This window comes from Microbacterium sp. NPDC057741 (assembly GCF_042798735.1).
Taxonomy (GTDB): Bacteria; Actinomycetota; Actinomycetes; order Actinomycetales; family Microbacteriaceae; genus Microbacterium.
This window is the reverse complement of sequence record NZ_JBHVJW010000008.1, coordinates 33,388-46,080: the sequence shown is the minus strand read 5'-3', so window position 1 is coordinate 46,080 and position 12,693 is coordinate 33,388. Positions and strand designations below refer to the sequence as shown.

General features: G+C 69.3%; 14 protein-coding genes and 1 tRNA gene. 9 read left to right on the top strand and 6 right to left on the bottom strand.

What is annotated here, in order from left to right; genetic code table 11:
- Positions 1 to 2 precede the first annotated feature (2 nt).
- From cysS to ACFVDO_RS19195, 3 genes are all read left to right on the top strand, one after another.
- Complete coding sequence (gene cysS, locus ACFVDO_RS19205; RefSeq protein WP_378860100.1) at positions 3 to 1,442, top strand: cysteine--tRNA ligase; 1,440 nt, start codon at positions 3 to 5, stop codon at positions 1,440 to 1,442.
- Positions 1,435 to 2,430, top strand: a complete 996-nt coding sequence (rlmB, locus tag ACFVDO_RS19200; RefSeq protein WP_378860099.1) for a 23S rRNA (guanosine(2251)-2'-O)-methyltransferase RlmB — start codon at positions 1,435 to 1,437, stop codon at positions 2,428 to 2,430. Before cysS ends, rlmB begins: the two co-directional genes overlap by 8 nt.
- Positions 2,431 to 2,532: 102 nt before the next feature.
- Entirely contained in the window at positions 2,533 to 3,174 is a 642-nt protein-coding gene (locus ACFVDO_RS19195; protein WP_378860098.1) for an NAD(P)-dependent oxidoreductase, read from the top strand.
- A gap of 3 nt (positions 3,175 to 3,177) precedes the next feature.
- Here the strand turns inward: ACFVDO_RS19195 and ACFVDO_RS19190 are convergent, their stop codons facing one another.
- Positions 3,178 to 4,500: a DUF4032 domain-containing protein gene (locus tag ACFVDO_RS19190; RefSeq protein ID WP_378860097.1), complete on the bottom strand. Its 1,323-nt coding sequence runs from the start codon at positions 4,498 to 4,500 to the stop codon at positions 3,178 to 3,180.
- Positions 4,501 to 4,597: 97 nt separating this feature from the next.
- Positions 4,598 to 5,701, bottom strand: a complete 1,104-nt coding sequence (locus tag ACFVDO_RS19185; protein ID WP_378860081.1) for an ABC transporter ATP-binding protein — start codon at positions 5,699 to 5,701, stop codon at positions 4,598 to 4,600.
- A 236-nt stretch (positions 5,702 to 5,937) separates the two neighbouring features.
- Here ACFVDO_RS19185 and ACFVDO_RS19180 point away from each other — a divergent pair, with 236 nt between their 5' ends.
- Positions 5,938 to 6,894: a DsbA family protein gene (locus ACFVDO_RS19180; protein ID WP_378860082.1), complete on the top strand. Its 957-nt coding sequence runs from the start codon at positions 5,938 to 5,940 to the stop codon at positions 6,892 to 6,894.
- A 33-nt stretch (positions 6,895 to 6,927) separates the two neighbouring features.
- Positions 6,928 to 7,000 (top strand) — tRNA-Thr (locus tag ACFVDO_RS19175).
- Positions 7,001 to 7,022: 22 nt separating this feature from the next.
- Here ACFVDO_RS19175 and ACFVDO_RS19170 read toward each other — a convergent pair.
- Entirely contained in the window at positions 7,023 to 7,679 is a 657-nt protein-coding gene (locus ACFVDO_RS19170; RefSeq protein WP_378860083.1) for an SOS response-associated peptidase family protein, read from the bottom strand.
- A gap of 49 nt (positions 7,680 to 7,728) precedes the next feature.
- On the opposite strand from ACFVDO_RS19170, the gene ACFVDO_RS19165 reads away from it, so the two are divergent.
- Positions 7,729 to 8,679 (top strand): DMT family transporter, encoded by a 951-nt coding sequence (locus ACFVDO_RS19165; protein ID WP_378860084.1) that lies wholly within the window; start codon positions 7,729 to 7,731, stop codon positions 8,677 to 8,679.
- Here ACFVDO_RS19165 and ACFVDO_RS19160 read toward each other — a convergent pair.
- Together ACFVDO_RS19160 and msrB are read right to left on the bottom strand one after the other, a co-directional pair.
- Positions 8,676 to 9,221, bottom strand: coding sequence for a nitroreductase family protein (locus ACFVDO_RS19160; protein WP_378860085.1), 546 nt, complete (start codon positions 9,219 to 9,221; stop codon positions 8,676 to 8,678). The genes ACFVDO_RS19165 and ACFVDO_RS19160 overlap by 4 nt on opposite strands.
- Positions 9,218 to 9,622, bottom strand: coding sequence for a peptide-methionine (R)-S-oxide reductase MsrB (msrB, locus tag ACFVDO_RS19155; RefSeq protein ID WP_378860086.1), 405 nt, complete (start codon positions 9,620 to 9,622; stop codon positions 9,218 to 9,220). The genes ACFVDO_RS19160 and msrB overlap by 4 nt, the downstream gene beginning before the upstream one ends.
- Before the next feature lie 72 nt (positions 9,623 to 9,694).
- On the opposite strand from msrB, the gene ACFVDO_RS19150 reads away from it, so the two are divergent.
- The 3 genes from ACFVDO_RS19150 (at position 9,695) to groL (ending at position 12,295) form a co-directional block, all read left to right on the top strand.
- Positions 9,695 to 9,952: a DUF3263 domain-containing protein gene (locus ACFVDO_RS19150; RefSeq protein WP_378860087.1), complete on the top strand. Its 258-nt coding sequence runs from the start codon at positions 9,695 to 9,697 to the stop codon at positions 9,950 to 9,952.
- A gap of 44 nt (positions 9,953 to 9,996) precedes the next feature.
- Positions 9,997 to 10,569, top strand: coding sequence for a LytR C-terminal domain-containing protein (locus ACFVDO_RS19145; RefSeq protein ID WP_378860088.1), 573 nt, complete (start codon positions 9,997 to 9,999; stop codon positions 10,567 to 10,569).
- A 109-nt stretch (positions 10,570 to 10,678) separates the two neighbouring features.
- Positions 10,679 to 12,295 carry a chaperonin GroEL gene (gene groL / locus ACFVDO_RS19140; protein ID WP_378860089.1) on the top strand — a complete coding sequence of 539 codons (1,617 nt, stop codon included), beginning with the start codon at positions 10,679 to 10,681 and terminating at the stop codon, positions 12,293 to 12,295.
- Positions 12,296 to 12,368: 73 nt separating this feature from the next.
- On the opposite strand, the gene ACFVDO_RS19135 is transcribed toward groL, so the two are convergent.
- Entirely contained in the window at positions 12,369 to 12,656 is a 288-nt protein-coding gene (locus tag ACFVDO_RS19135; protein ID WP_378860040.1) for a WXG100 family type VII secretion target, read from the bottom strand.
- Positions 12,657 to 12,693: the final 37 nt, after the last annotated feature.

Here is a 12,693-nt window from a genome sequence, read left to right as displayed (position 1 = left end):
CAGTGACTCTCCGCTTGTACGACACCCGCGCCCAGCAGCTGCGCGACTTCGTCCCTCTCGATCCCGAGAACGTGACGATGTACGTCTGTGGGCCGACCGTGCAGTCCGGACCGCACATCGGGCACGTCCGCGGGGCGCTGAGCTTCGACATCCTGCGACGCTGGCTCGGCCGGCGTTACGGCCGGGTGACCCTGGTGCGCAACGTCACCGACATCGACGACAAGATCCTCGTGAACGGCACGGATGCCGAGCCGTGGTGGGCGCTCGCCTACCGGATGGAGAAGGAGTTCACCGCGGCGTACGAGGCGGTCCGCATCCTGCCGCCGACCTACGAGCCGCGCGCCACCGGCTTCATCCCGCAGATGCATGAGCTCATCGAGCGGCTCATCGAGAACGGTCACGCCTACCCGGCACCGGACGGCTCCGGCGACGTCTACTTCGACGTGCGCTCCTGGCCCGCCTACGGCGAGCTGACCCACCAGTCGGTCGACGCCATGGAGGCCGCGGAGGACGCGGATCCGCGCGGCAAGCGCGCCCCGCAGGACTTCGCGCTGTGGAAGGGCGCCAAGCCCGGTGAGCCGGCGGATGCGACCTGGGACTCGCCCTGGGGACCCGGCCGGCCCGGATGGCACATCGAGTGCTCCGCCATGTCGCGGCGCTACCTCGGTGCCGAGTTCGACATCCACGGCGGCGGTCTTGATCTGCGCTTCCCGCACCACGAGAACGAGATGGCCCAGTCCACTGCGGCGGGCGACGGATTCGCGCGGTACTGGGTGCACAACGGCCTGGTGACGGTGGGTGGGCAGAAGATGTCGAAGTCGCTCGGCAATTTCATCCTCGCGTCCCAGATGCTCGACGAGTTCGACCCGCTGGTGGCGCGCTACGCGCTGGCCGCCGCGCACTACCGATCCAGCCTGGATGTCACGGAATCGTCGTTCGTCGAGGCGGATGCCGCGATGGGGCGCATCAGGTCGTTCCTCGACCGCGCGGCGCGCCTGCCTGCCGAGTTCGCCTGGTCGGCGGAGCGCCCCGCAGCGGACGCGGAGCCGCCGCTGGAGGTTCTGCCTGCCGCATTCATCGCAGCGATGGACGATGATCTCGGCGTTCCGCAGGCGCTCGCCGTGCTGCACGAGACGGTTCGCGCAGGCAACACGGCGCTCGACGCCGGCGAGACCGGCGACGGTCAGCTCATCGCCATGCAGGTGCGGGAGATGGCGGGCATCCTGGGCATCGACCCCCTTGCGTACGAGTGGCGCACCGGAGGGTCGGATGCCGAGGCATCCGCTCTGGACGCGCTCGTGCAGACGATGATCGCGCAGCGTGCGCAGGCGCGCACTGACAAGGACTGGGCCTCGGCAGATCGCATCCGCGATGCGATCGCGGCCGCAGGCATCACTCTGGAGGACACTCCGGACGGAACACATTGGAGTATCGATGGCTAAGCCGAGTCGCCCCGGAGCGGGCAACAGCAAGAAGAAGGGCGCCTCGAAGGGCACCGGCGGTCACAGCCGCAAGGCTCTCGAGGGTCGCGGGCCGACCCCGAAGGCCGAGGACCGCGCCTGGCACGTGGCAGGCAAGCGCAAGGCCGCGGCCGAGCGCTACGCGGCTGCCGGCGGCAAGGGGCGTCCCGGTCAGAAGCCGCAGAACCGCGACATGAACCGGAGCGCGCGGGCCAAGTCGACCGACGACACCGAGACCGTCACCGGGCGCAACTCGGTGCTCGAGGCGCTGCGCACCAAGATCCCGGCGACCACGATGTACATCGCGCAGCGCGTCGAGATGGACGACCGCGTCAAGGAGATGCTCGCGATCGCGCGGCACCGGGAGATCCCGGTGCTCGAGGTCACCCGACAGGAGCTCGACCGCATGGCCGGCTTCGACGGCGTGCACCAGGGCGTCGCCCTCAAGGTTCCGCCGTACGAGTACGCGCACCCGCAGGACCTGCTCGAGAAGGTGATCGACCGCGGTGAGATGCCGCTGTTCGTGGCCCTCGACGGCATCACCGACCCGCGCAACCTCGGTGCGATCATCCGCTCCACTGCCGCCTTCGGCGGGCACGGCATCATCCTGCCGCAGCGTCGCTCGGCGAGCGTGAACTCGGCGGCCTGGAAGACCAGCGCCGGTGCCGCCGCGCGCCTCCCCGTCGCCCTGGCCTCGAACCTCACTACGCAGCTCAAGGAGTTCAAGAAGCAGGGCGTGTTCGTGCTGGGCCTGGACGGCGGGGGAGACGTGGCGCTGCCTGCGCTCGAGCTCGCCGACCGCCCGGTCGTGATCGTGGTCGGCTCCGAGGGCAAGGGGCTCTCGCGCCTGGTCACCGAGACCTGCGACCAGATCGTGTCGATTCCCATCTCCGCGGCGACCGAGTCGCTGAACGCCGGCATCGCGGCATCCGTCGCGCTCTACCAGGTCGCGACGCTGCGCGGGGCTTGACTCAGAGCGCACGGATCGCCGCGCGGGGAATGAGGCCGCTCCGGGACTCGTTGGCATCTGTGTGCCGCGATCGCGGCGCGTCGCCCTGAGAAGAGGAATCGCATGGCCCGCATCATCGTCGTCGGAGGAACCGGATACGCCGGAGCGCACATCGTTCGCGAGGCGGTGAGCCGAGGACACGACGTGGTCGCCATCGCGCGCAGCACGCCGGACACCCCGATCGAGGGTGCGACCCATGTGCAGGGCTCCGCGCTCGACATCGCCGGCCTCGGCGACGTCTTCGACGGAGCGGACGCCGTCGTCTCGGCGATCTCGCCTCGCGGAGACATGACCGACAAGGCCACCGGCGCGCTGCAGGCGCTGGCCGCGAAGCTGACCGGCACATCTACACGCCTCGGCGTCGTCGGCGGCGCCGGCGGCAGCCTGGTCGCCCCCGGCGGTCCGCGTCTCTTCGACCTGGACTTCCCCGAGGAGTACAAGCACGAGGCGCAGGTCGGCATCGATGAGCTCGCCCTGCTGCAGGACTCGGATGCCCGGCTGGACTGGTTCTTCGTGCACCCTGCCGAGGTGTTCGGCCCGTGGGCCGAGGGCGAGCGCACCGGGTCCTACCGTGACGGCGGCGACGTGCTCGTGCGTGCAGAGGACGGTACCTCGACGATCTCCGGTGCCGACTTCGCGGTCGCCATCGTCGACGAGATCGAGACGCCGAAGCACGGCCGCGAGCGGTTCACCGTCGGGTACTAGGACTCAGACGAGGTCGCGCCAGTCCACCTCACCGGTGTCGTCGGACACGTCCACGGCACCGGTGACGACGGGCAGGCTCATCGTCTCGGTGGGCGGGCCCATGATCGTGGCCTCGTCGCGCCGGTGCCGCAGCACGTCGTTGATGTAGCTGGTCAGCACCTCGGCGATCGGCACAGACCGGCCCTGCGCCTGCGACAGGTACCAGCGGTGCTCGAGCACCTGGTGGAAGACCTCAGCGGGCTCGAGCTTCGCGCGCAGGTCGTAGGGGATAGCACGGACGACCGGTTCGAACACCCGGGTGAGCCACTCGTGCGCGTACATCTCCTCGTCCGCCCACTGCTTGGTCGAACGGGCCCGGAACTCGTCCAGGTCGTTCAGCAGCCGACGCGCCTGGTTCTCCTCGACATCGAGTCCGGTCAGCCGGATGAGGCGGCGCTGGTGGTGTCCGGCATCCACGACCTTCGGCTGGATGTGCACGACCGCGCCGTCCGCGGTGGTGTTCATCGACATCTCGTCGATGTCGAAGCCGAGGGCGTTCAGGCGCTCGACGCGCTCGGTGATGCGCCAGGTCTCGTTCGACGAGAACGACTCCTCGTCGGTCAGCGCTGCCCACAGCGCTCGATACGACGAGACGATGCCGTCGGCGATCGCCACCGCGTCCACGCCGTTCTCGAGTCGCCCGCCTGCGGCCAGGTCGAGGATCTCGCCGGCGATGTTGGTGCGCGCCAGATCGAGGTCGTAGGAGCGCTGACCGACCGTCAGGCCCTCCTCGTGCAGCTCGCCGGTCTCGGCATCCACCAGGTAGGCCGCGAATGCGCCGGCATCCCTGCGGAACAGGGTGTTGGACAGCGACACGTCGCCCCAGTAGAACCCGACGTTGTGCAGCCGCACCAGCAGCAGGGCCAGCGCGTCGACAAGGCGGGTGGCGGTGTCGGGGCGCAGAATCTGGGTGAACAGCGCACGGTACGGCATCGAGAACTTCAAGTGCGAGGTCACCAGCGCCGCGGGAAGCGGCCTGCCGTCAGCATCCTGTCGTCCGGCGATCACCGCGACGCGGCTGACGCAGGGGACATCGAGGCGGGCCAGGCTGCCGAGCATCTCGTATTCGCGCTGGGCCATCTCCGTCGTGGTCTCCTTGACGGCGACCACACGGCCGGACAGGTCCGCGAACCGCACCAGGTGACGGGACAGGCCCTTCGGCAGTGACACGATGTGCTCGCTGGGCCACTTGCCGAGCGGCGTCGACCAGGGCAGCGTCAGCAGGCCGGGGTCGACGGTGCTGGCGGTGATGCGCAGGGTGCTGGACAGACGCTCGGTGTCGGCCATGTGCGCTCCTCGGATGCGTGGGTGAGAACCTCAGGGGAAAGACGACGCGGCGCGGGCGACCCAGAGGTCCGCCCGCGCCGCGCTGCGTGAGAGTAGGTCAGGCCGAGGCGATGGCCTGCTCGTTCAGGCGCTCGCCCGACTCGAGGTCGAACAGGTGCACGTGGCCCGGGATCGGAGCCAGCACGACCTTGTCGCCCGCGTTCGGGTGGCGGCGGCCGTCGACGCGCGCGACGATGTCGGTGCGCTTGCCGTCGACCTCGGAGTGGCCGTACAGGTAGCCGTCGGCGCCGAGCTCCTCGACCAGGTCGACCGTGACCGTGAGGCCCTGGCCGTCCTCGGGGGCGACGATGATGTCCTCGGGGCGGATACCGATGGTGACCTGGCTGCCGCTGGCCTTGCTGATCGCGGCGGCCTCGGTCGGGACGACCTTGGTGCCGAACTTGACGCCGCCCTCGGCCTGGTCGACCGGGAACAGGTTCATCGCCGGCGAGCCGATGAAGCCGGCCACGAAGACGTTCTTCGGGTTCTCGTACAGGTCGCGCGGGGTGCCGACCTGCTGCAGGATGCCGTCCTTGAGCACTGCGATGCGGTCGCCCATGGTGAGGGCCTCGGTCTGATCGTGCGTGACGTAGACCGTGGTGACGCCGAGGCGGCGCTGCAGCGAGGCGATCTGGGTGCGGGTCTGCACGCGGAGCTTGGCGTCGAGGTTCGACAGCGGCTCGTCCATGAGGAACACCTGCGGCTGGCGGACGATCGCACGGCCCATGGCCACGCGCTGACGCTGACCACCCGAGAGGGCCTTCGGCTTGCGGGTCAGGTACTCCTCGAGGTCGAGCAGCTTCGCGGCCTCAAGGACACGCGAGGCGCGCTCCTCCTTGCCGATGCCGGCGATCTTCAGAGCGAAGCCCATGTTCTCGGCGACGGTCATGTGCGGGTACAGCGCGTAGTTCTGGAACACCATTGCGATGTCGCGGTCCTTCGGCGGCACGTCGGTGACGTCACGGTCGCCGATGAGGATGCGGCCGGCGTTGACCTCTTCGAGGCCTGCGAGCATGCGCAGCGAGGTGGACTTTCCGCAACCGGAGGGGCCGACGAGAACGAGGAACTCGCCATCGGCGATCTCGATGTTCAGCTTGTCGACCGCGGGGCGCGTGCCTCCGGGGTAGAGGCGGGTGGCGTCGTCAAAGGTCACGGTTGCCATTGATTTCTCCTTCACCGGCAGGTACGTGCCGGACGATCCGTTGTGATGGAAGCGGCGGGGTCGCCCGCCGTGGCCCGCCATCGGGCCAGGTTCAGTATGGCACGAGCTCCCGCCTGCTGGGTAACTTCCCAGGAGGTCTGGATAACATCGAACCCGGCGCTGCTTCATGCGGCTGCCGGCCGCTTCGGGCGGCCCAACGGGGGAGACCCGTCCCCACCGGACTTTCAAGAGGAACGATGTCGAGCGACGAAACGCCGAACGTCTCCACCGCGACTTCATCACGCGAGGCGGTGCGGGAGAAGGCACAGCAGGTGAATTCCCGTCACCGCCGAGCGCGTGCGATGCGCCGGATCATCATCGGTCTCGTGGCCGTGGTCGCCGTCGGCGCCGTGGGCACCGCCGTCACCTGGGCGGTCACCTCCTCGGTGTCCAAGCCCACCCTGAGCCCTGCGGGCATGGAGGGCGACGGAGTCACCGTCCGCGAAGTCACGGTCAACTCGCCGCAGTCCGCGCCGGAGGGCACGCCCACACCGGATCCGACGGGTTCGGGCGCCACGGCCACGGCCACGCCGACCCCTGAGCCGACGCCGACCGCCGGTGCGGTGGACGTGCACATCTATGTGGACTACCTCTCGCCTGACGCGGGGGAGTTCGAGCGCGCGAACGCCCGCCAGCTGACCGGGTGGATCACCGAGGGCGCCGTCAACGTCACGTATCACCCGGTGTCGCTGCTCACCGCCAGCTCGAACGGCACGAAGTACTCGCTGCGCGCCGCCGCGGCATCCGCCTGCGTGGCCAGCCATGCGCCGGACTACTTCTACGCGTACAACCACGAGCTGCTGATCGACCAGCCCAAGGTCGACAGCGACGGGCGCACCGACGTCGAGCTCGCCGACCTCGCCGGCGCGGTGGGGATCGACAACGCCGCGCAGGTGCGCTCCTGCATCGAGGGCGGCGACTACCTGACCTGGGCCAAGGACGCCACGACTCGTGCGCTCGAAGGGCCGCTGCCCGGCTCGAAGAAGCTCAAGCTGAACGCGGCGCCGATGATCGTCGTCAATGGCGAGACCTACGTCGGTTCGATGAGCGACCCGGCCGAGTTCTCCCAGTTCGTCATGACCGTCGCGAGCGACGCGTACTACGGCGAGTCCACACCGACCCCGACGCCCACCGCCACCACCCCGGCGAAGTGAGACCCTCGGTCGCCACTAAGCTGGTGACCGTTCGCCTCCTTAGCTCATCTGGTAGAGCAGCGGCCTTGTAAACCGCAGGTGGCCGGTTCGAGTCCGGCAGGAGGCTCCGTTTCCTCGGCGCGCCCGCGTCAGAACAGCAGCCCGTCTGTGCCCTTGTCGTCGTCGCGGGCGACCGCGGCGATGCGCTCGTCGAGGGATGCCGCGGCGAGCAGCGCCTCGTCGATCAGCTCGCGCGAGCCGTCGGCGGTGAGCCAGTCGTCCTGGAAGGACCCAGGCAGCAGCAGCGGGACCCGGTCGTGGATGTGTGCGACCTGCGGGGGCGCGGGACGCATCACGATCGAGTAGCAGGTGCGCCATTCGCCGTCGGGGTCCTTGCCCCGCTGCGTGATCGCGGCCATGCCGAACAGCGCGCCGCGGCCCAGCCCGAACTCGTGCCAGATGCGATCGGGCTTCTGCATCTCGAACCACCCCGTGGACGGCACGAGCGCCCGGCCGCGCAGCGCTCCCGGTTTCTCCTGCAGTCGCTCCGATCGAGTGTTGATCGAGGGGAACCTGGCCGGGGCGCCGTTCACGAGGAACCCCCACCACGCCTGCTCGAGCACGGCGCCGTCGTCGGCGGGCAGCACGACCGGGTTCAGATTGCGCAGGTTGCGGCCGGTGGGGCGCAGCGTCTCGCCGGCGTTCTGCTCGGCCCAGTGCCGCAGTCCCTCCAGCATCGCTGCATCCGCCGCGGCGAGTTCGTCGGCATCGGTGAACCGGGGATCGAGACCATAGCTGGCGCACATGCGGCCAGCGTAGTCCGGGCTTCGGACGTGCGGCCGATAGGGTCGGTCGGTGACCGATACTCGCCGCCTACCCGCCGCCGTCGCGCTCGGCGGCGCCGTCGCGATCGGAATGATGACCGCCGTACAGGCGCGCATCAACGGTGTATTGGGCGTCCGGCTGGGCGACGGGGTCGTCGCCGGCCTCGTCTCGTTCCTCGTGGGACTCGTCTTCCTCGTCATCGTCATCGCTGCGATGCCAGCGGGTCGAGCCGGTGTGCGCCGCCTCGTCTCGGGCGTGCGCAGCCGCAGCATCCCGGTCTGGATGCTCCTCGGCGGCACCTGCGGCGCCCTCACCGTCTCCACTCAGGGGCTCGTCGCCGGGGTTCTCGGCGTCTCGTTGTTCACGGTCGGCGTCGTCGCCGGCCAGACTGTGCACGGTCTGGTGCTCGACCGCATCGGCGTCGGGCCGGCCGGCGTGGTGGCGGTCACGCCGGGGCGTGTGACGGGAGGCGCGCTCGCGCTCGCTGCCGTCGGCGTCTCGCTCGGCGGGGGAGTGCTGGCCTCCGCACCGCTCTGGCTCCTGTTGCTGCCGTTCCTGGCCGGGGGCGGGATCGCGTGGCAGGCCGCCGCGAACGGCAGGCTCGCTCAGCGGGTGGAGTCGCCGCTCACCGCGACGCTGACGAGCTTCATCGCGGGCACGCTCGTGCTCGTCGTCGCAGCCGCCGCGACCATTGCGGTCGGCGGCCCGCCGGAGCCGCTGCCCACGGAGCCGTGGCTGTATCTCGGCGGCCTGCTCGGCTTCGCCTACATCCTGTTGGGAGCGTTCCTCGTCGCGCACACGGGGGTGCTGCTGCTCGGCCTCGGGTCGGTCCTCGGCCAGCTGACCACGTCGATCGCGATCGATCTCATCTGGCCGCTGCCTGCCGGACCGGCGCCCTGGCAGCTGATCACCATGGTCGTCGTCGCGGTGGCCTCGGTCGTGGTCGCCCTGCCGCGTCGCCGCCGCGTAGCGCGCGCCTAGTCGCCGCTTCGCGGCATCCGGCCGAGCACGCTCTCGGCGTCGATCGCCTTGCGGCGCCCGCCGTCCTTGCCGGCCGGCTTGCCGCCGACGTAGAGCCAGCCGAGCAGTTGCTCCTTCTTCTTCAGCCCATGCGCCTTCGCGACGGCCTTCGAGCGGGTGTAGTGGCCCGTGCGCCAGATCACACCCCAACCCGCCTCATCAAGCAGCAGACTGAGCGTGTGCGCGACACCGGATGCCACGGCCTCCTGCTCCCAGTACGGCACCTTCTCGCTCTTGCGCGGACTCACGACGACGGCGATCAGCAGCGGAGCGCGCAGCGGCTTGGACGACGGCTTGTCGTCGCCCTGGGCCTTCGCGATCGCGGCGCCGAGCCGCTCACGGTCCTCGCCGCGCAGCTCGATCAGCCGCCACGGGCGCAGCGACGAGTGGTCGGCCACACGCCCCGCTGCGGCGACGAGCGGCAGGAGCTGCTCGTGCGTCGGTGAGACATCGTCGACCTTCGACCAGGACTTCCTGGCGAGGACGGCGTCGAGGGCGCTCACGACTCGGTGGGGCTGAACGACAGCGCCAGCGAATTCATGCAGTACCGGTCGCCGGTGGGGGTGCCGAAGCCGTCGGGGAAGACATGGCCGAGGTGCGAGCCGCATGCCGCGCAGCGCACTTCGGTGCGCACCATGCCCAGGGTGCGGTCCTCGATCAGCGTCACGGCCTCGGGCCTGACCGATTCGTAGAAGCTCGGCCACCCGCATCCGCTGTCGAACTTCGTGCCGCTCCGGAACAGTTCGGCGCCGCAGGCGCCGCACCGATACAGCCCGTCGCGCTTCTCATCGAGCAGCTCACCCGTCCAGGGGCGCTCGGTCGCCGCCTCGCGCAGCACCGCGTACTCGGCGTCGCCGAGCTCTTCGCGCCATTCCTTCTCGGTCTTGTCCACGTCGTAACCCATGCGTCCATTCTCCCTCGCGCAGCCAGGGAGTGGCGCGCGGATGAGGGGCAGGATGCCGCGTACCCTGGGGCCATGCTCGGAGACCTCACCGATCGCGACCGTGCGATCCTCGCCCTCGAAGCCGCCTGGCCGCGGCACGGCGGCGCGAAGGAGGAGCGGATCCGAACGCAGCTGGGCATGAGTCCCGCACGCTATTACCAACTGCTCGGACGTCTCATCGAGACCGAGCAGGCGCTGGAGTTCGACCCGCTGCTGGTGCGCCGCCTGCGCCGCATCCGTGATGCGCGCACGGATCGCCGCGTCGCCCGAATGCGCGGTTTCGTCGGCTGACGCGAAGACGGGGTTTCACAGAGGACATGCCCTAGCATCGAGGGGTGTCAAAGCCCCGCAGTGATCGATTCGACGACGTCCCGCACGCCACAGGACGTGTCGGAGCGCACCGTGCCGAGGTTCCTGGCATGAACGGATGGATCGTGCTGCTGTGGTCGGCTGCGGCCGTGCTCGTGCTCGTCGTCCTCGGCATCTTCGGGTCGCTGGTGGCGATGGACCGCATCTCGTTCGGCGGAGATGCCGGGCCGAGCCAGGCCGCGACGCCCGCGCCCGAGGACACCGGAGCGGTGGACACGTCCTATGCCGTGCTGATCCTCAACGGCACCCCGGACGACGCCTTGGAGGGCGCGATGCGGGATGAGCTGATCAAGGCGGGGTGGAAGGGTGGTCAGATCTCCAGCATCGACGCCTCCACACGCGACTTCCCTACGACGACGGTGTATTACGCCGACCCCGCTGACAAGGAGGCCGCGCTCGGGCTGGCCGGTGTCATCGGCGGGGCTGACGTGCAGCAGAGCGACGCCTACAAGGACTACAACGAATCCGGCGGCAAGCAGCTCGCCGTCGTGATCGGCATGGACCGCGCGGCCGCGGGTACGGAGACCCCTGCCGAGTAGCGCGTCCGCGGCTTGCACTCTCCATAGGCGAGTGCCAGAATGGCGTTAGCACTCGTTCATGGTGAGTGCTAAACCCCAACGTCTACGTCCAGGAGGGACGACACTACTCATGGCAAAGATCATCGCTTTCGATGAGGAGGCCCGTCGCGGTCTCGAGCGCGGCCTGAACACCCTGGCCGACGCTGTCAAGGTGACCCTCGGCCCGCGCGGCCGCAACGTCGTGCTCGAGAAGAAGTGGGGCGCCCCCACGATCACGAACGACGGCGTCTCCATCGCCAAGGAGATCGAGCTCGACGACCCGTACGAGAAGATCGGCGCGGAGCTCGTCAAGGAGGTCGCCAAGAAGACTGACGACGTCGCCGGCGACGGCACCACCACCGCCACGGTCCTCGCCCAGGCGCTGGTCCGCGAGGGTCTGCGCAACGTCGCAGCCGGTGCTGACCCGATCAGCCTGAAGAAGGGCATCGAGAAGGCCGTCGCCGCCATCACCGCCGACCTGCTCGCCACCGCCAAGGAGGTCGAGTCGAAGGACCAGATCGCCGCCACCGCGTCGATCTCCGCCGCCGACCCCGAGATCGGCGCCCTGATCGCCGAGGCCATCGACAAGGTGGGCAAGGAGGGTGTCGTCACCGTCGAGGAGTCGCAGACCTTCGGCACCGAGCTCGAGCTCACTGAGGGCATGCGCTTCGACAAGGGCTACCTGAACCCCTACTTCGTCACGGACCCGGAGCGCCAGGAGGCGGTCTTCGAGGACCCGTACATCCTCATCGCGAACCAGAAGATCGGCAACATCAAGGACCTTCTGCCCGTCGTCGACAAGGTGATCCAGGACGGCAAGGAGCTCGTCATCATCGCCGAGGACGTCGAGGGTGAGGCTCTCGCGACTCTGGTGCTGAACAAGATCCGCGGCATCTTCAAGTCCGTCGCCGTCAAGGCTCCGGGCTTCGGCGACCGTCGCAAGGCGCAGCTGCAGGACATCGCGATCCTGACCGGCGGCCAGGTCATCACCGAAGAGGTCGGCCTCAAGCTCGAGAACACCACGCTCGACCTGCTCGGCCGTGCGCGCAAGGTCATCGTCACCAAGGACGAGACCACGATCGTCGAGGGTGCCGGTGACGCCGAGCAGATCGAGGGTCGCGTGACCCAGATCCGCCGCGAGATCGAGAACACCGATAGCGACTACGACCGCGAGAAGCTGCAGGAGCGCCTCGCCAAGCTCGCCGGTGGCGTCGCCGTCATCAAGGCGGGCGCGGCCACCGAGGTCGAGCTCAAGGAGCGCAAGCACCGCATCGAGGACGCCGTCCGCAACGCGAAGGCTGCCGTCGAGGAGGGCATCGTCCCCGGTGGTGGCGTCGCGCTGCTGCAGTCGGCCAAGGTGCTCGACACCCTCGAGCTCGTCGGCGACGAGGCGACCGGTGCGAACATCGTCCGCGTCGCCATCGAGGCTCCGCTGAAGCAGATCGCCATCAACGCGGGCCTCGAGCCCGGCGTCGTCGCGCACAAGGTCTCCGAGCTCCCCGCGGGCCAGGGCCTGAACGCCGCGACCGGTGAGTACGGCGACATGTTCGCACAGGGCATCATCGACCCGGCCAAGGTCACCCGCTCGGCGCTGCAGAACGCGGCGTCGATCGCCGGCCTGTTCCTCACCACCGAGGCGGTCGTGGCCGACAAGCCCGAGAAGGCTCCGGCGATGCCGGCAGACCCGTCGGGCGGCATGGACTTCTGATCCATCCTCACTGACAGAACGCCCCCGGCTCTCTCGAGCCGGGGGCGTTCTGCGTTCCGCGAGGGGCTGGGGGTCAGCGGAACAGGTTCGCGGAATACTGGTCGGCATCGGCGTACTGCGTCGCCGCGGAGCCCAGCGCCGTGCCGATCGACGCCAGCACCTGCTCGACGTGCAGCTGTGCGCCGCGCCACTGCTCACTGCACTGCTGGAATGCGATCGAAGCGCTGCCGGTCCATGACGACTGCAGCTGCGTCAGCTGCGACATCAGGGCGGCCGACTCGGACTGCAGGCGCTCGATCGTGGCTCTGGTCGCGCCGTTCGCGGCGTGGACCGCTTCCGTGTCGACGGTGAAGACGGACATGGGGGATCTCCTCTCGTTGGGCTTCCGACGCTAGAGC

Bases quoted from the DNA above. Each gene is read 5' to 3' on its own strand.
- ACFVDO_RS19170 (WP_378860083.1), bottom strand. From the start codon at position 7,679: ATGTGCGCCAGCTATGGTCTCGATCCCCGGTTCACCGATGCCGACGAA.
- ACFVDO_RS19195 (WP_378860098.1), top strand. From the start codon at position 2,533: ATGGCCCGCATCATCGTCGTCGGAGGAACCGGATACGCCGGAGCGCAC.
- ACFVDO_RS19135 (WP_378860040.1), bottom strand. From the start codon at position 12,656: ATGTCCGTCTTCACCGTCGACACGGAAGCGGTCCACGCCGCGAACGGC.
- ACFVDO_RS19185 (WP_378860081.1), bottom strand. From the start codon at position 5,701: ATGGCAACCGTGACCTTTGACGACGCCACCCGCCTCTACCCCGGAGGC.
- ACFVDO_RS19180 (WP_378860082.1), top strand. From the start codon at position 5,938: ATGTCGAGCGACGAAACGCCGAACGTCTCCACCGCGACTTCATCACGC.
- ACFVDO_RS19150 (WP_378860087.1), top strand. From the start codon at position 9,695: ATGCTCGGAGACCTCACCGATCGCGACCGTGCGATCCTCGCCCTCGAA.
- ACFVDO_RS19190 (WP_378860097.1), bottom strand. From the start codon at position 4,500: ATGGCCGACACCGAGCGTCTGTCCAGCACCCTGCGCATCACCGCCAGC.
- rlmB (WP_378860099.1), top strand. From the start codon at position 1,435: ATGGCTAAGCCGAGTCGCCCCGGAGCGGGCAACAGCAAGAAGAAGGGC.
- msrB (WP_378860086.1), bottom strand. From the start codon at position 9,622: ATGGGTTACGACGTGGACAAGACCGAGAAGGAATGGCGCGAAGAGCTC.
- groL (WP_378860089.1), top strand. From the start codon at position 10,679: ATGGCAAAGATCATCGCTTTCGATGAGGAGGCCCGTCGCGGTCTCGAG.